This window comes from Streptomyces sp. AMJ-169 (genome assembly GCF_055597585.1).
On the sequence record NZ_JBVLTJ010000005.1, the window covers coordinates 177,954 to 196,043 of the forward strand.

At 72.0% G+C, this 18,090-nt stretch carries 14 protein-coding genes; 5 read left to right on the plus strand and 9 right to left on the minus strand.

Features of this window, described 5'->3' with window-relative positions:
* Positions 1-1,077 precede the first annotated feature (1,077 nt).
* The 8 genes from ACYUD3_RS14110 to ACYUD3_RS14145 form a co-directional block, all read right to left on the minus strand.
* Positions 1,078-2,913 (minus strand): DUF3492 domain-containing protein, encoded by a 1,836-nt coding sequence (locus ACYUD3_RS14110; protein WP_470968869.1) that lies wholly within the window; start codon positions 2,911-2,913, stop codon positions 1,078-1,080.
* Positions 2,914-3,184: 271 nt separating this feature from the next.
* Positions 3,185-4,777 (minus strand): dipeptide ABC transporter ATP-binding protein, encoded by a 1,593-nt coding sequence (locus ACYUD3_RS14115; RefSeq protein WP_470968871.1) that lies wholly within the window; start codon positions 4,775-4,777, stop codon positions 3,185-3,187.
* Positions 4,774-5,772: an ABC transporter permease gene (locus ACYUD3_RS14120; RefSeq protein WP_470968873.1), complete on the minus strand. Its 999-nt coding sequence runs from the start codon at positions 5,770-5,772 to the stop codon at positions 4,774-4,776. Before ACYUD3_RS14120 ends, ACYUD3_RS14115 begins: the two co-directional genes overlap by 4 nt.
* Positions 5,769-6,833 carry an ABC transporter permease gene (locus ACYUD3_RS14125; RefSeq protein ID WP_470968876.1) on the minus strand — a complete coding sequence of 355 codons (1,065 nt, stop codon included), beginning with the start codon at positions 6,831-6,833 and terminating at the stop codon, positions 5,769-5,771. Before ACYUD3_RS14125 ends, ACYUD3_RS14120 begins: the two co-directional genes overlap by 4 nt.
* 55 nt (positions 6,834-6,888) lie before the next feature.
* Entirely contained in the window at positions 6,889-8,607 is a 1,719-nt protein-coding gene (locus ACYUD3_RS14130; RefSeq protein ID WP_470968878.1) for an ABC transporter substrate-binding protein, read from the minus strand.
* Between the two features lie 225 nt (positions 8,608-8,832).
* Positions 8,833-8,925 (minus strand): Ms4533A family Cys-rich leader peptide, encoded by a 93-nt coding sequence (locus tag ACYUD3_RS14135; protein ID WP_470968881.1) that lies wholly within the window; start codon positions 8,923-8,925, stop codon positions 8,833-8,835.
* Positions 8,926-8,982: 57 nt separating this feature from the next.
* Positions 8,983-10,299, minus strand: a complete 1,317-nt coding sequence (locus ACYUD3_RS14140) for a DUF3152 domain-containing protein (protein ID WP_470968884.1) — start codon at positions 10,297-10,299, stop codon at positions 8,983-8,985.
* A gap of 348 nt (positions 10,300-10,647) precedes the next feature.
* Positions 10,648-11,619, minus strand: a complete 972-nt coding sequence (locus ACYUD3_RS14145; protein WP_470968886.1) for an alpha/beta fold hydrolase — start codon at positions 11,617-11,619, stop codon at positions 10,648-10,650.
* A gap of 312 nt (positions 11,620-11,931) precedes the next feature.
* On the opposite strand from ACYUD3_RS14145, the gene ACYUD3_RS14150 reads away from it, so the two are divergent.
* The 4 genes from ACYUD3_RS14150 to ACYUD3_RS14165 all read left to right on the plus strand — a co-directional run bounded on the left by ACYUD3_RS14150 (position 11,932) and on the right by ACYUD3_RS14165 (position 13,932).
* Entirely contained in the window at positions 11,932-12,153 is a 222-nt protein-coding gene (locus ACYUD3_RS14150) for a hypothetical protein (RefSeq protein WP_470968888.1), read from the plus strand.
* A 280-nt stretch (positions 12,154-12,433) separates the two neighbouring features.
* On the plus strand, positions 12,434-13,075 hold the full coding sequence (locus tag ACYUD3_RS14155; protein ID WP_470968890.1) for a TetR/AcrR family transcriptional regulator: 642 nt from the start codon (positions 12,434-12,436) through the stop codon (positions 13,073-13,075).
* A gap of 131 nt (positions 13,076-13,206) precedes the next feature.
* A complete protein-coding gene (locus tag ACYUD3_RS14160; RefSeq protein ID WP_470968891.1) occupies positions 13,207-13,434 on the plus strand; it encodes a DUF3107 domain-containing protein in 228 nt (75 codons plus the stop codon).
* Between the two features lie 213 nt (positions 13,435-13,647).
* Complete coding sequence (locus ACYUD3_RS14165; RefSeq protein WP_470968893.1) at positions 13,648-13,932, plus strand: hypothetical protein; 285 nt, start codon at positions 13,648-13,650, stop codon at positions 13,930-13,932.
* Between the two features lie 86 nt (positions 13,933-14,018).
* Here ACYUD3_RS14165 and ACYUD3_RS14170 read toward each other — a convergent pair whose 3' ends face one another.
* Positions 14,019-14,798, minus strand: a complete 780-nt coding sequence (locus tag ACYUD3_RS14170; protein ID WP_470968895.1) for a ferritin-like fold-containing protein — start codon at positions 14,796-14,798, stop codon at positions 14,019-14,021.
* Between the two features lie 609 nt (positions 14,799-15,407).
* On the opposite strand from ACYUD3_RS14170, the gene ACYUD3_RS14175 reads away from it, so the two are divergent.
* Positions 15,408-18,008 carry a DEAD/DEAH box helicase gene (locus tag ACYUD3_RS14175; RefSeq protein ID WP_470968898.1) on the plus strand — a complete coding sequence of 867 codons (2,601 nt, stop codon included), beginning with the start codon at positions 15,408-15,410 and terminating at the stop codon, positions 18,006-18,008.
* Positions 18,009-18,090: the final 82 nt, after the last annotated feature.

Sequence of the window (18,090 nt, forward strand, 5' to 3'; positions counted from 1 at the left end):
GCAGGGTGAGGGCGGCGGCCCCGCAGACGAGCGCGGGAACGGCTCCTGGGCCGCCGGCGGCCGTGAGGGTGTCCACGGGGACGGACAGGGCGGCGCAGCCCGGGAGCCGGCCCGCGAGGACGGTCGCCGGGGCGAGGGCCTCGGCGGCGGCAGCGGCGGTCAGGACGACGGCCGGGGCGTGCGTGAAGCCGTGCGTGGTGAGGAGCCGGGCCAGCAGCAGGAGCAGCCCGAGCGGCACCACCCGCGCGTAGGCGGCCGGTTCGTTCAACAACGCGCCCCCCAGGGCGGTCAGCGCGACCAGCGCGCCCGTGTACAGGGCGACCGCGCCGAGCAGCAACGGCCGTACGGCCACGGCGAATTCCTCCAGCCCCCGGCTGCTGTGCAGCCTCCTGCGCGCGCGTACGGCCAGCAGGTGGGCGCATCCGGCGGCGGGGGCGCAGGCCAGGGCCAGCGTCAGCAGGGGCGCGGCGTTCACCGGCCAGGGGGCGTCCGGCGCGAGTCCGGGCGGCTCGTCGGGGCCTCCGGAGAGGGCGCCGCGCAGCAGGCCGTCCCCCAGGGCGGCGTACGTGAGGAGCCAGAGGGTCGCCGAGGCGGTGCGGTGCGGGACGGGGTGCGTACGGCGGCGGCTCAGGGGGCCGTGGCGCAGGGCGGCTTGCAGTGCGAGGGCGACCGCGAGGACGCCTCCGGCGAGCAGTACCGCGCGCGTGGTGCCGTGTGTGCGGTGCAGACCGGCCAGCGTCGCCGCGCACAGGGCGCCCGGCAAGAGGCTCAGCAAGGCCCATGCCCAGAGCGCCGGACCATGGAGCAGGTGCTGAGAAGGCACCTGCTCCATCCCCTGAACCACGTCCGGATCTGAACCGCCGCGCGGCACGCGCGCGTACATCTCCTCCGCCAGCGAGAACACGTCCCGGTGCCGGAACCGCGCGGCGGCCCGGTCGGTGATCCCGTGCGCTTCGAGCCCCGCCGCGATCTCCAGCGGGTCCACGGCCCGTTCGCACAGCTCCCGGTGCCGGTGCAGCAGGGCCTTGACCGGATCGGCGGTCGTACGACGCCCCACGACCGGTTCGCCGAGCCCGCTCACCGGGCCCCCTCCCCCACCGGAGCGGCGGCGGCCAGCGGCACTTCTGAGGCCTCGAAGGCGTCGTGGACGGACTCGGGGACCCCGAACGCCTCCCAGGCCGCGTCAGGCCCGTCCAGCGCCCTTCCCCGCGCCCATCCCGGTCCACGCCCGGGCACCGGTTCGGGCGGCGCGGCGGGCAGCCCCGCCAGATGCGCCTCGGCGGGCACCCCGAACGGCAGCGGCTCCCCGGCGCGATCCACGACGACACGCCGCACAGGGCAGCGCGCGACGACGTCCAGGTAGATCTCGCCGAACGCGGTCACGTTCTGCTCGACGGTGAACAGCTCCAGCGCCCGGGCCCGCGCCGCCGCCCCCAGCCGCGCCCGGCGCTCGGGGTCGCGCAGCAGCGCCACGCACGCCTCCGCGAGCGCGCGCGGGTTGCGCGGCGGTACGACGATCCCGGTGCCGCCTATCGCCTCGACGACGGCGCCGACGTCGGTGGAGACGGTCGCCCGCGCGCAGAGCATCGCCTCGACCAGGCCGATGGGGAAGCCCTCGACGACGCTCGACGAGACGACGACCGCGCCGGCCGCACAGACGTCCGCAGGACCGGCGAGTCCGGGTCCGCCGGGCTCTTCGAAGGAGACCGGGTTGTCGCCCGTCGTGTAGGCGCCGTCGGCCTCGTCGGGGAAGAGCTGGGCGGCGAGCGCGCGGCAGTGGGCGGCGTAGGCGTCGCCCTCGGGGTCCTCGGGTGCGCCGACGATCCGCAGGCGGGTGCCGGGCTCCTGCCGGTGGACCTCCGCGAAGGCGTGCAGCAGGCACACCAGGTCCTTCGCGGGCCCGATGCGGCCGGTCCACACCAGGGTGCGCGGGTCGGCGCCGTCGGGCGCCTCGCCGACCTCGGCGAAGGGGGCGGCGTCCATGCCGGGGTGGACGGTGTGCAGTTTGGCCGGGTCGGCGCCGCAGCGTTCCTGCCAGCGGCGCGCGTGCGCGTCGCCCGGTGTGATGCGGGCGGCCCGGCGGTAGACCTCGGCGGCGAGCCGGCCCTGGAAGGCCGCCAGGAGGGCGCGTACGGCGGGCGCCCGGCCGGCGCCGCCGGGTCTCCCGGGAGCGCCGGGTTCGCCCGCGCCCTCGGGTCCCCCGGTCTCCTGGGCATCCAGGTAGTGCGTCCGCAGCCGCACCCCGTACTCGGTGACGACGAGCGGCACCCCGAAGAAGTGCCCGGCGAGCAGCCCGGGCAGCGCCGTGGTCCCCCCGGACGTGGCGTGGCACAGGTCGACGGCGCCCAGGGTGTCGTCCTCGTACCAGGGGAGCGACAGAGGGCGCAGGGCGTGTTCGAGGCGATCGGCGACGGCAAGGAGGTCGGGTACGCGCGCCGCGCGCGCGGCGTGGAGTGCTCCGGGCGCGCGACAGGCGCGTTCCAGGGCGCGTACGGCCCGTTCGGAGCGGAGCGCGCCGACCAGGCCGCCTTCGTCGCGGGCGAGTTCGGCGAGTGCGCACAGTGCGTTGCCGAAACGGTCCGCCTCCAGGGCGGAGAGGGGCTCCGGGGCGAGGCCCGAGGGTGCCTCGCACAGGGCGGCGACGAGTTCGCCGTAGCCCTCGGTGAAACGTTTGCGGGCGCGGCGGCCGTAGCGGACGCCGTCGTCCTCGGCGGTCCACAGGGGGGCCGTGCGGACGGCGGTGACCTGGGGTGGGAGGCCGGCCCAGGAGGTGGCGTCCGGGTGGGCGGCGCGACTGAGCGCGTAGACGTCGAACTCGTGCCGTCCGAGCCCGCGCACGAGCCGGTCGCACCAGAGTCCGGCGTCCCCGCCCGCGTACGGACGGCCACCCTCCGTCAGCAGTCCGATGCGCACGCGCGCACCCCCGATCTCCCGTTCAGGGAGCCGCCGTTGACCCGACGGCTCGCAGCGGGAAGAACGTAAGCGGACAAGGCGGTGGTGCGATGGACGGTTGTCCGTCGCACCACCAAAAGGGGTGAACGGTCGTAACTTTCCCGTGCGGGTCGCGTTCTGTCGCGCTAAGAGATCAGACGGTCGCACGCCGCCACGCCGATCATCACAAGAAAAGCGCCCCAGGGGACGGTGAAAGCCTCCCTAGGGCGCCTCTTGCGGGCTCACCCCATGCTCACGCGACGGCGAGCTCCTGCCGTCTGGCCCGCCGCTGGGCGGCGAGCTGCGGGTCGAGCGCCGGGACGGCCGCCAGCAGCTGCTGCGTGTAGGCCTCGCGCGGGGACTCGTACACCTCGTCGGCGGGGCCCTCCTCGACGATCCTGCCGCGGCGCATGACGGCGACGCGGTCGCTGACCTGCCGGACGACAGCGAGGTCGTGGGCGATGAAGACCAGGGCGAGGCCGAGTTCGCGCTGGAGCTCGCCGAGGAGCGCGACGACCTGTGACTGCGTAGTCACATCGAGGGCCGACACCGGTTCGTCGCAGACGATCACCTTGGGGTCGGCCGCCAACGCGCGCGCGATGCCCACGCGTTGGCGCTGGCCGCCGCTGAACTCGTGCGGGTAGCGGTCGTAGTGCGCGGCGTCCAGGCCGACGCGCTCCAGGAGTTCCCGCACGCGCGCGTGGATGCGCTGTTCGTCGCGTTCGCCTCGCGCGCGCAGGGGGTCGGCGATGGACTCGCCGATGCCGCGGCGAGGGTTGAGGGAGGAGACCGGGTCCTGGAAGACCATCTGCACGGCCGGGTTCACCCCCGTGTGCGGGCGGCCGTCGTAGCCGACAGTGCCCGTGGTGGGCGCCAGGAGGCCGACGAGCATGCGGCCCAGGGTCGTCTTGCCGCTGCCGGACTCGCCGACGATGCCCAGGGTCTCGCCCCGGCGGACGGTCAGGGAGACGTCGTCGACAGCCGCGAACGCCTTCTTGCCGCGCCCGAACTCGCGCCTGAGGCCCGTCGCCTCGATGACGACCTCGTCGGTCGCCCCCGAACCGGTGCGGCGCACGTCCACGCGCGGGACGGCGCCGAGCAGCTCGCGCGTGTAGGCGTCCTCGGGCGCGCCCAGGACGGCGCCCACGGGCCCGTGCTCGACGAGCCTGCCGCCGCGCATGACGAGGACGTCGTCGACGCTCTCGGCGGCCACGCCGACGTCGTGGGTGACCAGCAGCAGGCCCATGCCGGTCTCCTCGCGCAGCGTGTGCAGCAGGTCGAGGATCTGGGCCTGGACGGTGACGTCGAGGGCCGTGGTGGGCTCGTCGGCGATCAGCAGGTCGGGGGCGCAGGCGAGCGCCATGGCGATCAGCGCGCGCTGGCGCATGCCGCCGCTGAACTCGTGCGGCCGTGACCTGGCGCGCCGGGCGGCGTCCGGGATGCCGACCCGCTCCAGGACGTCGACGGCCCGCGCGCGGGCGGCGCTGCGCGACGCGCGCGTGTGCACCCGGTACACCTCGGCGATCTGGTCGCCGATCGCGTAGTACGGGTCCAGGGACGACAGCGGGTCCTGGAAGACCATCGCCGCCTTCCCGCCGCGCAGCGCGCGCAGTGCGCCGTCGGAGGCGTCCTGCACGGCCGTCCCGGCGACGGTGACGGAGCCGCTCACGCGCGCGCCGGTGCCCCGGTGCAGGCCCAGCAGGGCCGAGGCGACGGTGGACTTGCCGGAGCCGGACTCGCCGACCAGGGCGAGGGCTCCGCCGTGCTCCAGAGTGAAGGAGAGGTCGTCGACGGCCCTGAGGGCGCCGAACTCGACCGTGAGGCCGCTGACTTCCACGAGGCTCACGCGAGCACCACCCGTCGGTCGGCCACCGCGTACAGGACGTCCGCGAAGGCGTTGGCGAGGACCACGAAGAATCCGATGACCAGGACCGTGCCGACGACGACCGGGAGGTCGACGACGCTGACGGCGTGGACGAGCTCCTGGCCGATGCCGGGCAGCCCGAAGAGGGTCTCCACGAGGACCGCGCCGCCCATCATCGAGCCGAAGTCGTTGGCGTTGAGCGCGATGACCGGCGCGAGGGCGCCGCGCAGGGCGTGCCGGCCGACGATCGCGCGCTCGCCGACGCCGTACGCGCGGAAGGTGCGGATGTGGTCCTCGGCGAGCGTTTCGAGCATCGACGCGCGCGTGAGGCGTGCGAAGTAGGCGGCTTCCGCCAGGGCGATCGTCAGCCAGGGCAGCAGCAGGTTCCACGCCCACTGTTCGGGGTCGTCGGAGAAGTTGACGTACTGGGGGAACGGCAGGAGTTCCAGCTGGCCGCAGATGATGATCATCAGGATGAGGCCGATGACGAACGTCGGCATGGCGATGCCCGCGAGGGTGATGCCGGTCAGCGCGCGCTCGGTGAACCGGCCGCGCCGCCAGACGGACAGCACGCCCGTGCCGACGCCCAGGATCAGCCACAGGACCATCCCGCCAAGGACCAGCGACAGGCTGACGGGCAGCTTGTCGAGGATCATCTGGGTGACCTGCTGGTCGCTCTGGTACGACAGGCCGAGGCAGGGCGCCGAGCAGTGCTGCACGGAGGTGCCGGTCGAGTAGTCGTGGCCGACGACGATGCCCTGGAGGAAGTGCCAGTAGCGCAGGTACAGCGGGTCGTCGAGCTTGAGCTGTTCGGCGACCTGGCGGACCTGTTCGGGCGAGCAGCGCGGGCCGCAGGTGATCTGGGCGACGTTGCCGGGGGTGGCGTAGAAGACGACGTAGACGATCACCGAGATGGCGAGGAGGGTGACCACGGCGCCGATCACGCGGCGCAGGGCGAATCCCGCGAAGCCGTTCATGCCGTGGCCTCCTTGCCGCCGTCAGGGCCCGTCCCGGCCGTCCTGCGGTCCGTCCCGGTGTCCTGCCCCGCCGCTTTGGCCTCCTGCTTGCGGCCGGTGCCGACGCCGAGCCGGGAGGCGGCGCGCGGGTCGAGGGCGGTGCGGACGCCGTCGGCGAGGACGGTGAGCGCGAGGACGGTCACGAACAGGGCGGCGGCGGGCAGCAGCAGGTACTGGGGCGCCGCCTGGTACCAGACGTTGGCGGAGGTGAGCATCTGTCCCCAGGAGGGCGTGGGCGGCTTGACGCCGACACCGAGGAACGACAGGGAGGCCTCGATGGCGATGTTGGCCGGGGTCATCAGCGCCGCGTAGGTGATGACGGGCGCGGCGATGCCCGGCAGGAGCTCGCGGCGGGCGATGCGCCAGGTGGACCAGCCGCTGAGCCGCGCGGCGGCGACGTAGTCGAGCTCCTTGAGGGTGAGCGTCCGCGCGCGGGCGATCTTGCCGATGGTGCCCCAGGCGACGAAGCCGATGACGAAGGCGACGAGCACGGGGCGCGGGAAGCTGTCGGGGACGATCGCGAGGAGCGCGAGCGCCATGATGATCAGCGGCATCGCGACGATGATGTCCGTGATCCGGCTCAACAGTTGATCAACCCATCGGTTGCCGAGCGCGGCGGTGACGCCGACGACGACTCCGAGGACGACCTGGACGACGGTCGCGGCGAGCGCGACGCCCAGGGAGACCCGGGCGCCGTAGACGAGGCGGGCGAACATGTCGCGGCCGGTCTGCGGTTCGACGCCGAGCCAGTGGTCGGCGCTCATGCCGCCGAAGGAGCCGATGGGGACGCCGCCGCGGGCGGAGTCGATCAGGTCGGGGTGGTAGGTGGTGGGGTCCTGGCCCTCCAGCGCGGTGAGGAGGGGCGCGGCGAGCGCGACCAGGACGAGCAGGGCGACGACGGCCGCCGCGACCATGGCGGCCCGCTGCGCGCGCAGCCGCCGCCAGAACTGACGGGCACCCGAAGCCCCCGGGACGGCGGTGTCCGTCCCGGGGGCGGGGGTGGCGGGGAGTGCCTGACTCATGTCGATTGCTTGACCGTGTACTTGACTACCTTGACCACGTTGACTATTCGCTTGATCACTTGACCGCGACCTGCGAGATGTCCAGGACGCCGGTCCAGTCGCTGATGACGACGTTCTTGATGTCCTTGCCGACGAGCCGCTTGTAGACGGGGTGGAACAGCGGGACGGTCAGCGCCTGCTCACCGATCTTCTTGTCCAGCGCGCCCCACCGCTTGGCGGCGGCGTCGAGGTCCGTCAACTTGTTGATCGCGTCGATCTCGTCGTTGACCGACTTGTCGTTCAGCTGGCCGTAGTTGAAGTTCGCGCCGTCCGTGACGATCTGGCGGCCGTCGAAGATCGGGGCGAGGAAGGGACCGCCGGAGGGCCAGTCGGCACCCCAGTGGGCGAGGAAGAAGCCCGGCTCGGTCTTCACGTTCTGGATCGTGTCGGAGTACTCGTTGTCCTCAAGGCCCTGGAGCTTGACCGTGATCCCGGCCGTCTTGAGCGCGTCCTGGATCGCCGTCGCGATCTCGGGGCTCGTCTCGAAGTCCTTGGAGTTGGAGTGGGTCAGCGTGACGGTCAGCCCGTTCGGGTAGCCCGCCTCCTTCAGCAGCTCCTTGGCCTTCGCGGCGTTGCCCGTCGCCCCGGCCGGGAAGAGGTCGTACGGCGTGTAGCCGAAGGACTTCTGGTTCGGCAGGAACGTCGTCGCGGGCTCGGCGAGCGCGGAGCCGCCGGCCGCGTTGACCACGGAGGAGCGGTCGATCGCGTAGGAGATCGCCTGGCGCACCTTGGGGTTGTCGAACGGCTTCACCTTCGGGTTGAAGGCGATGTAGTTCGTGTAGCCGAAGTGGCCGGTGCCGACGCGGGCGGCGAGGCTCTTGTCACCGCTGACCTTCGCCAGCTCGGCCGGGCCGAGGTTGGTGTCCGTGGTGACCGCCGCCGCGTCCGTCCCCTGGGACGCCGACAGCCGCTGGTTGATCACCGAGGAGTCCAGGCCGGAGCGTACGTCGATCTTGTCCGGGTAGGCCTTGCGCTCGGCGTCCGTGGCGGCCGACCAGTTGGTGTTGCGCTCCAGGACGACGTGCTCGCCGTTGTTGTCGTTGGAGACGACCTTGTAGGGGCCGGACGAGATCGGGTGCTCGACGTACTTGGTGCCGGTGTCCTTGGCCTTCGGGACCGGCGCGAACTGCGTCTGCGTGGCCAGGAAGGGGAACTCGCCCTCGGGCTTGTTCAGGTGGAAGACGATCGTCCGCGCGTCCGGCGTCTCGATCGCCGACAGCCCCTTGGGGTCCTTGTACGGCCCCTGGTAGTCGGCCGCGCCGACCAGCCAGTCCCGCAGGTAGGGGGCGCCGCCGGACAGCTCGGGCGCGAAGGAGCGCTCGATGCCGTACTTGATGTCGGCGGTCGTGATCGGCGTCCCGTCCTCGTACTTGAGGCCCTCCTTGAGGGTGTACGTCCACACGGTCGCGTCCTTGTTGGGGCGCCCGGTGTCGGTGGCGAGGTCGGGGACGACCTTCGCGCCCTCGGCGCCGTTCTCGCGGTTGCGGGTGGTGAGCGTGCGGAAGAGCAGGGACGGCACGTTGCCGCCGCCGGAGGTGTACAGCCGAGCCGGGTCGAGGTTCTTCTGCGGGTTGGCGTTGAGAACCGTCAGGGTGCCGCCCTTGTGGGGCGTGGAGTCGCCTCCGGAGGCCTTGGCATCGCTGTCCTTGGGCCCGCAGGCGGCTGCACCCGCTGCCACCACCAGGCTGACGGACACCGCGGCCACGCGGCGGGCTATGACGGACGGTTGACGCATGGGTTGAGGCCTCTCATTGACTAGGTTGATTCGGCTGGCTGTGCATTGACTGGTACTTGCATCATCTGCACGTCTTGACACCTGTCTCGATATCCAAGACACATTGACAAGGAGTGAGACGACCGTGAACAGACGTCTGCCCCAGCGGCGGAGAGTCGAAAAACCGTGACTCAGGTCACGGTGAACGGTGGAGAATCCGACGCGCGCACGCTGAGGAGCGGGGCGTCAGCAACAGTGGATGTCGGCTACGCAGAGCGCGGTCACGCCGATGAGCGCGAGCTCGATGGCTGCGCTGTCGACGGCATGACTAGACCACATGGGCAGAAATATGAACGAAAATCGGTGCGCATGTCAACGTGACGTATGAGTCATTTGTCAACTGGCGGGATACGGCCAGGGGTTGGCGCGGCAGCGGATCCCGTCGTGGTCCAGGAACTTCGTCTGCTGCTGCATCACCGGCGCCAGCTCGCCGTCCTCGTCGCACGTCACATGCCCGTACCCGAGCCGGTGCCCCACCTCGTGGTTGATCAGCATCTGCCGGTAGGCGTGCATCTGGTCGCCATAGGTCGTCGAACCCTGCGCCCACCGGTAGGCGTTGATCATCACGCGCTGGGTGGAGGCGGAGTCGCAGGAGACGTTGTCCTGGGTGGTGTCCAGGCCTGACTTGGCGCACCAGAAGGCGGTCGTCCCGGGGCTCGCGAGGGTGATGACGAAGTCGGGGTCGCCCGAGTAGACCCGCTCGAAGGTACGGCCCCCGTCGTGCGCCCAGCTGCGTTCGTCGTTCAGCGTCGTCTGCACGGCCCGCGCGAACAGCGCCCCGTCCAGCCCGAGCCCCTCCTCGACGTCCACGCGGTAGGTGTACTTCTGCCCCGCGCCCGGCGCCTTGTCGACCCCGGGCACCGCGTCGAACTTCCCCGACCCCTCCAGCTCCGCCGCCAGCGGGTACTTCGCGGCCATCTTCTGGTCGTACGACAGCGCCGTCACGCCTGTCGAGGGCGACGCGCTCGGCGCGCCCGCCGTCGCCCCGGCCCCGACCTCGCGCCCCTTCGCCGCCTGAGCCCGCGCGTCGGAGACCGCGTCGTCGCTCCGCCCGCCGGTCACCTGTCCCGCGACCACCACGGCCAGGACAGTGGTGACGGCGGCGGCAGCGATGCCGGCGAAGGCGCGGCCCTTGGCGCCCTTCGCGGGGGCGGGAGCAGCGGGGTCGTCGGGGTTGATCGGACCGGCGGGATTGACCGGGTTGACCGGACCGCCCGGCGTTGATGGATGGTCCATACCGGGATCAATGACTTGACCGGCACCTTGACCAACGCGACGAAATCGGCCGACACCTTGATCAGCTTGACCGACTTGACCAGCTGGACCGACTGCACGATCAGCTTGACCGAGTGGACCAGCTGGGCCGGCTTGACCAACGGGCCGGCCAACTTGACCGGCCGGGCGGCCGACTTGACCAGCTTGACCAACTGGACCGGCAGAACGGCCAGCTTGACCAGCCGAACTTCCAGCTTGACCAACAGAACGGCCAGCTTGATCACCTGCACCAACTTGACCGAAACGCCCCGCCCGGCCGACCCGCTCAACATGGTCACGCCGATCAACCTGATCAACCTCAGCGAACGCGTCAATGTATTCCTGCCGAGGCCCGGAAACAGACCTGGGCCGAGGCACGACAGCCGGCCGCTCCCCCACAGCAGCCCCACCGACCCCAGAGCCACCACCAGCACCGCCGGCACCGGCCGCCCCACCGGCACCACCATCCCCGTACCGCCCAGGAAACTCCCCCCAGCCGCCCCCGGACTCCCGCTGCTCGGGATGCCCCCCGCGAACCTGGGGGAACCCGTACGCGGGTGTGCCGTCGAGGGGCGGGAAGGCGTGGGAGGGGGTCCCGTTGCCGCGGTAGGAGGTGTACGGCGGCCCGCTGTCGTGCCAGGTGTGCTCGTTGTTGGGGGGCGGGGTCGGGGTGTCGGGTGTCTCGGGGGGTGTGCCCTTGGGTGGCTTCGGGGTGGGGCCGCGGCGGCTGTGTCGTCCCACTGCGGCTCAGCTCCCCGCGTCGGCGGTGGACGTCGAGGAGAGCAGTTCGCGGACGGCGGCGGCGACGGCCTCCGGGTACTCCATCATCGCGACGTGCCCGGCGTCGGGCAGGGAGACCAGGCGGGCGTCGCGGAAGGTGCGCGCGGCCTTGGGGGCCATGCGGTAGCCGACGAGCTGGTCCCGGCCGCCGTAGACAAGCAAGGTGGGGGCGAGGACGCGGGCGGCCTGGCGCCACATGTTGTGCTGGCCGCCGAGTGTGTAGGAGTTGACGATCCCGCGCGCGGAGCGGGTCAGCGCGTCCCAGAAGTACGGCAGCCGCAGTCGGCGTTCCATTTCGTCGACGGCCGCGCGGAAGTCGTCGGGGGTCACGCGCGCGGGATCGCCGTAGCAGAGCGCCATGACGCCCCGGACCTGGTCCTCCGCCGTCCGGTCGCGGCCAGCCCTGCTGAGCAGCGCGGCCATGCCGGGGGCGGCGAGCAGGCCGGTGGGGACGGCGGTGCGCTGGACGCGGAGTTCGGGCAGGGCGGGTGAGATCAGGGTGAGGGTGCGTACGAGGTCGGGTCGTACGGCCGCCACGCGCGTGGAGACCGCGCCGCCGAGGGAGTTGCCGAAGAGGTGGACGGGGCCGCGTCCCGAGGAGTCCAGGAGGTGGATCACCGCGCGCGCGTGCGCGGAGACCGAGTAGTTGCCGTCGTCCGGGGGCGGGGAGTCGCCGAAGCCGGGCAGGTCGAGGGCCTCGCCGTCGACGTCGCCCTCCAACTGCCGCATCAACGCCGACCAGTTCTGCGAGGAACCGCCGAGGCCGTGGACGTACAGGGCCGGAGGCAGGCCCTCGCGCGCGGGCGGGCGGGAGCGGACCGTGAGTGTCACACCGGGCAGTCTGACCGACCGCAGCCGCTCACCCTGCGCGACCCGGGCGGGCAGCGCCTCCGGAAAGGCGTTGGCGGGGGACGGAGTTGGCAGCTCGGTCGAAGACATGCGGCAATGTTACGAGACGATCACACCGTGGTTCACGTGTTCGGTGTCACAGACCCCCCACGGGCTACCCGGAGCCTCCCGACGCCCCTCCCGAAGCCCTGCATCGCCCCCTCCAGCGATCCTCCCGAAGCCCCCCACCGGCACCTCCAGCGCCCCTCCAGAAGCCCAGCACCGACACCACCGGCACCCCCTCCGGAAACACCCCCGAACGCCCCGCACAGCCCCCCTCCCCCGCCGACATGGCATCCGCCAAGCCCGTCTCCTACGCTCGAATCAAGCGGAGCGGCAGGGACAGCCTGAAGGGAGCCCCTCATGGCAATCGACCCCACCGACCCTGAAACCTTCGGCCAGGACGCGCTAGGCGCCTCGGAGGCCGACGTGGAGGCCCCCGAGAACGACGCGGCGGAGCAACGGACCTCGCTCGCCCCGGACGAGGACGACTCCCTGGAGGACGCCGACACCACTGCGGCGAACGAGGCCGACCTCGCGGAACAGGCACGCGTGGTCGCGCTCGACGAGGACGACTACCGCTAACCGGACCGCCGGCGCGACAGCACCCCCAAACAGCACCCTTAGGACAGCCACCGCACACAAACCCCCCGCGCGCGGGAGCGCTCTACGGACGGACGCGCGAAAAAAAGCCACTGTCTACCCACTACGCATCACCCCAAACCACCCCCGGTGCCCCAGGAGCGGCTTTCCCCGCCGCCCGGTCCGTGAAATTCTGCGCTCGCACCGCGCACACCACGGTTACCGAAAAGTACGATGTCCGCGCGGATGGCAACACCGCAAGTGGACGATCTTGGGAGGCGGCGTGACAGCCATCGAGCAGACTGATGCGGCGCGCCCGCGGGGCACCCGCCTGCCGCGCCGGGCCCGACGCAACCAGTTGCTGGGCGCCGCCCAGGAAGTCTTCGTCGCGCAGGGCTACCACGCGGCGGCCATGGACGACATCGCCGAGCGCGCCGGGGTCAGCAAGCCGGTGCTCTACCAGCACTTCCCGGGCAAGCTCGACCTCTACCTGGCGCTCCTGGACCAGCACTGCGAGTCGCTGATCCAGTCGGTGCGCACGGCGCTGGCGTCGACGACGGACAACAAGCAGCGCGTGCGCGCGACCATGGACGCGTACTTCGCGTACGTCGAGGACGACGGCGGCGCCTTCCGGCTGGTCTTCGAGTCGGACCTGACGAACGAGCCCGCCGTGCGCGAGCGGGTCGACAAGGTCACCACCGAGTGCGCCGAGGCGATCTGCGACATCATCGCGGAGGACACGGGCCTCTCCCGCGCGGAGTCGATGCTGCTGGCCTCAGGGCTCGGCGGGCTCGCGCAGGTCGTGGCGCGTTCCTGGCTGCACAGCGACCGCAGTGTGCCGCGCGACCAGGCGGTGCATCTGCTGGCGTCGCTGGCGTGGCGCGGTATCGCCGGGTTCCCGCTGCACGGCATCGATCAGCACTGACCGTTTTTGTTCCCGCGCGGTGTTCGCTCCTGGCGTGGACGGCCCGCTCCGTGCGGGTCGCCTCCCCGGGCTAATGTGTGCAGCGTACGGCGCGGAACCGCGCACTTCATGACCGTCGGAGGGACATAGCCGTGGAGGTCAAGATCGGCGTGCAGCACGCGCCCCGCGAGATCGTTCTGGAGAGCGCCCAGAGCGCCGAGGAGGTCGAGCAGGCCGTGTCCGACGCGCTGTCGGGCCAGTCGAAGCTGCTGAGCCTGGTGGACGAGCACGGCCGCCGGGTCCTGGTCCCCTCGGACCGCCTGGCGTACGTGGAGCTGGGCGAGGCGGCCCCGCGCAAGGTGGGCTTCGGCGCACTGTAGAGAGCCGTTCACGAAGGGCCCGGGAGCTGTCGTACGACGGCTGCCGGGCCCTTCGCCGTGCGCCGGCCGGGGCCCTCGGCGGCGTCCCTGGGGCGCTTCGGCGTCTTCACGGACGGAGCACAAGATGCGCACAGGTGAGGATTGTTCCGCGCAGGTCACGGGTATGACGGAGTCGACCTTGGTGCACGGCCCGGCCCTGCGGGAGGACCCGACATGATCTTCGAAGTGCTCGCCTCCGCCGTGCTCGGCCTGGCGCTCGCCTGGGTGGCCCTCCGTCGTTTCCCGGACCGCCTCCCGGCCACCGCCCTGGTCCTGGCCACCGGCACGGCGGGCGCCCTCTTCGGGGACTTCGTCACCCACACCGCGCTGGGCTCCGGCGCGATCCTCCCGAGCCTCCTGGGTGCCGCCGCGCTGGGCGCCGCCTCGGTGTCGCTGCTGCTGCGCCAGGAGGCGGGCCGCCGGGAAGGCCGGCTGCGCCGACGATCGATCCCGGCCTGAGCCCCTCCAAAGCAGCCCCTCCAAAGCAGCCCCCTAAAGCAACCCCTTAGACAGCAGCCCCTCAAACAGCGACCCCTTAAGCAGCTTTAAGCCGCCAACCCCAGCGCGGCCATCCTCTTGGTGTGCGCCTCCGTGATGCGCGTGAACATCCGTCCCACCTCGGCGAGGTCGAACCCGTCGGCGACCCCGCCCACGAGCATCGTCGACAGGGCGTCGCGTTCGGCGACGACCCTCTGGGACTGCGACAGGGCCTCCCCCATGAGGCGGCGTGCCCATAGGGCGAGGCGTCCGCCCACGCGCGGGTCGGCGTCGATGGCGGCCCGTACGCGTTCGACGGCGAACCCGGCGTGCCCGGTGTCGTCGAGGACGGCGAGGACCAGCGCGCGGGTGTCGGTGTCGAGGCGGGCGGCGACCTCGCGGTAGAAGTCGCTGGCGATCGAGTCGCCGACGTACGCCTTGACGAGGCCCTCCGGCCAGTCCGAGGGGGCGGTCTGGCGGTGGAAGCCGTCCAGGGCGGCGACGAAGGGCTCCATGGCCTCGGTGGGCTCGGCGCCGATCTCGGTGAGGCGGTCGCGCAGCCGCTCGAAGTGGTGGAACTCGGCCGACGCCATCTTCGCCAGCTCCGCCTTGTCGCCGAGGGTGGGTGCCAGCTTGGCGTCCTCGGCGAGCCGCTCGAAGGCCGCGAGTTCGCCGTACGCGAGCGCGCCGAGGAGGTCGACGACGGCCGCGCGGTACTGCGGTTCGGCGGCGGCCTGGTCCCAGTCCTGGGCGGCGATCCCGGTGGGCTCGGGGCTCTGGGGCGACTCGGCGGGATCGGCGGACTCGGAAACCTCAGCGGCGTGGTCAGGCGTCGTCATGAAACGCACAATAGTCCGCCGACCGTACGGCGGAAGCCCGGCGCCGGTGGCGGGCGGCACAGCAGGTCAGCTACCGGCCACGGTTGGTGACACCGGGTGCGCCACCCCGAGACGACCCCGACTCAACTCCCGTTCCGTCCCTGAGGGTTGTCAGGGTCGATCCCTGATCGTTCCCTGTGACGGCCACAACGTGACCGAATCGGCCATCACATGTGCACGATTCCGGGGTATGGTGGTAATGCGCCTGCTGGTACCGCCCCGTGCCTCGACAGGCCGCACGTATGAGGATGCCCGGTCGCTGGCCCGATCGGCTCCGACCTGACAGCCCTCATGGCTCCTGCGGCACATCGCGTACGGCAGCCAAGGGGAACCCTCAGCGGTACGAGCGCTAGAGCGTCGGCAGAGGTCCCGATGTCCACGGCCACCCCCTCACCGGGTAGACCGTGAGACAGCCGACGTCCCCCGGACGGTCCGTCCCAGACCCTCGCGCTCGCCTCGCACCGCGTACACAGAAGAGGCAGCACCCTGACTACGACGTTCAGAGATCTCGGAATCCTTCCCGAGACCGCCGAGGCCCTTGAGGCCGTCGGCATCATCTCCCCCTTCCCCATCCAGGAAATGACGCTCCCTGTCGCGCTCAGCGGCACGGACATCATCGGCCAGGCCAAGACCGGCACGGGCAAGACCCTCGGCTTCGGCCTGCCGCTCCTGGAGCGCGTGACCGTCCCCGCCGACGTCGAGGCCGGCCGCGCCGCCCCAGAGGCCCTCACGGACGCCCCGCAGGCCCTCGTGGTGGTCCCCACGCGCGAGCTGTGCACGCAGGTCACCAACGACCTGCTGACGGCCGGCAAGGTCCGCAACGTGCGCGTGACGGCGATCTACGGCGGTCGCGCGTACGAGCCCCAGGTCGAGGCCCTCAGGAAGGGCGTCGACGTCGTCGTCGGCACCCCTGGGCGGCTGCTCGACCTCGCGGGGCAGAAGAAGCTCGACCTCAAGCACGTGAAGTGCCTGGTCCTCGACGAGGCCGACGAGATGCTCGACCTGGGCTTCCTGCCCGACGTCGAGAAGATCATGGACATGCTGCCGGCGCGGCGTCAGACGATGCTGTTCTCGGCGACCATGCCGGGCGCCGTCATCGGCCTGGCCCGCCGGTACATGTCACAGCCCACGCACATCCGCGCGACCGCGCCGGACGACGAGGGCGCGACCGTCGCGAACATCGCGCAGTACGTGTACCGCGCGCACTCCATGGACAAGCCCGAGCTGGTCTCGCGCATCCTCCAGGCCGAGGGCCGCGCGCTGGCGATGGTCTTCTGCCGCACCAAGCGGACGGCCGCCGACATCGCCGAGCAGCTGGAGCGGCGCGGTTTCGCCTCCGGCGCGGTCCACGGCGACCTCGGCCAGGGCGCCCGCGAGCAGGCGCTGCGCGCGTTCCGCAACGGCAAGGTCGACGTCCTGGTGTGCACCGACGTCGCCGCGCGCGGGATCGACGTGGAGAACGTCACCCATGTCATCAACTACCAGTCCCCCGAGGACGAGAAGACGTACCTGCACCGCATCGGCCGCACCGGCCGCGCGGGTGCCTCGGGTACGGCGATCACCCTGGTCGACTGGGACGACATCCCGCGCTGGCAGCTGATCAACAAGGCGCTGGAGCTCGACTTCAACGACCCGCCGGAGACGTACTCCACGTCCCCGCACCTCTTCGAGGAACTGGGCATCCCCGCGGGTACGAAGGGCGTCCTCCCGCGCTCCGAGCGCACCCGCGCGGGGCTCGACGCGGAGGAGCTGGAGGACCTGGGCGAGCCGGGCGGCCGTGCGCGCGGGCGTGGTGGCCGTGGCGACCGTGACCGTGACCGCCGTGGCGGCGGTGAGCGTCCCCAGCCCCAGGCCGACACCAGCGCCGAGCGCTCCCCGCGCACGCCGCGCCGCCGCCGTCGTACGCGTGGTGGCACGCCGCTGGAGCAGGGTGTGGCGCCTGTGCAGCAGCCGGCCGTCGCTGAGAAGGCCGAGGACGCTCCGGCGTCCGCGCGCACGCCGCGTCGCCGGCGTCGTACGCGCGGTGCGGGCCAGGACTCGGTGGCCGCTCCCGTCGCGGCGGTGACGACGCCGTCGGCGCCGGTCGTGGAGCAGCCCGCGCCGGCTGCCGAGGCAGCCGTGGCCACGGCTGAGGGGACGAGCCAGGAGAAGCCCCGCCGTACGCGTACCCGTACGCGCCGGAGTGCCGAGCAGGCGCCGGTCGTGGCCGAGGTGGCGGTCGTGCAGGAGCCGGTGGCTGCTGTGGCTGTCGTCGAGGCGGTGGAGGCTCCTGTGGTCGAGAAGCCTCGGCGTGCCGCGCGGAAGAAGGCCGCCCCTGTGGAGGTGGCTCCGGTCGCCGAAGCCCCTGTTGTCGAGGCGCCGGTCGTTGAGGCCCCGGTTGCCGAGGCTCCTGTTGAGGCCGTCGTCGAGGTGCCCAAGCCGCGGCGGACGCGGAAGACCGCCGCCAAGAAGGTTGCCGTCGCTCCTGAGGCGGCTGTGGAAGCCGTCGAGGCCGTGGAGGCAGCCGCCGAGGTGAAGCCCAAGCGCGTCCGCAAGACGGCCGCCAAGAAGGCCGCTCCTGAGGTCGCCGTCGACACCGCCGAAGGCACTGTTGTCGTCGAGGCCGCGGAAGCCGTCGAGGCCAAGCCGAAGCGGGTCACCCGCAAGAAGGCCGTCGCCGCCGAGGTGACTCCGGTCGCTCCGGCCGAGGAAGCCCCGGTCGTGGAAGCCCCCGCCGAGGAGGCGCCCAAGCCGCGTCGCACCCGGAAGACGGCCGCCAAGAAGGTCGCCGCCGCTCCTGAGGCAGCTGTGGAAGCCGTCGAGGCCGTGGAGGCAGCCACCGAGGCCAAGCCCAAGCGCGTCCGCAAGACCACCGCCAAGAAGGCCGCAGCCGAGGTCGCCGTCGACACCGCCGAAAGCACCGTCGTCGAGGCCGCGGAAGCCGAGGCCAAGCCGAAGCGTGTCCGGAAGACGGCCGCCAAGAAGGTCGCTGTCGCCCCTGAGGCCGTCGCTTCCGAAGCGGTCGAGGCTGCGGAGGTCAAGCCGAAGCGGACCCGCAAGACGGCTGCCAAGAAGGCCACCGCGGCCCCCGAGAGCGCCGAGGCCCCTGTGGTCGCCGAGGCTCCCGAAGCGGCGAAGCCGAGGCGGCGTACGACGAAGAAGGCCGCGGCCCCGGTGGAGCCCGCGGCCACGGAAAGCTGACCCGGCGACGGAGAGCTGACCCCGGCAGACGGATCAGCTGATCCGGAAGTCCTCGGTACCGGCCCGGTCCCCCACGCGGGGG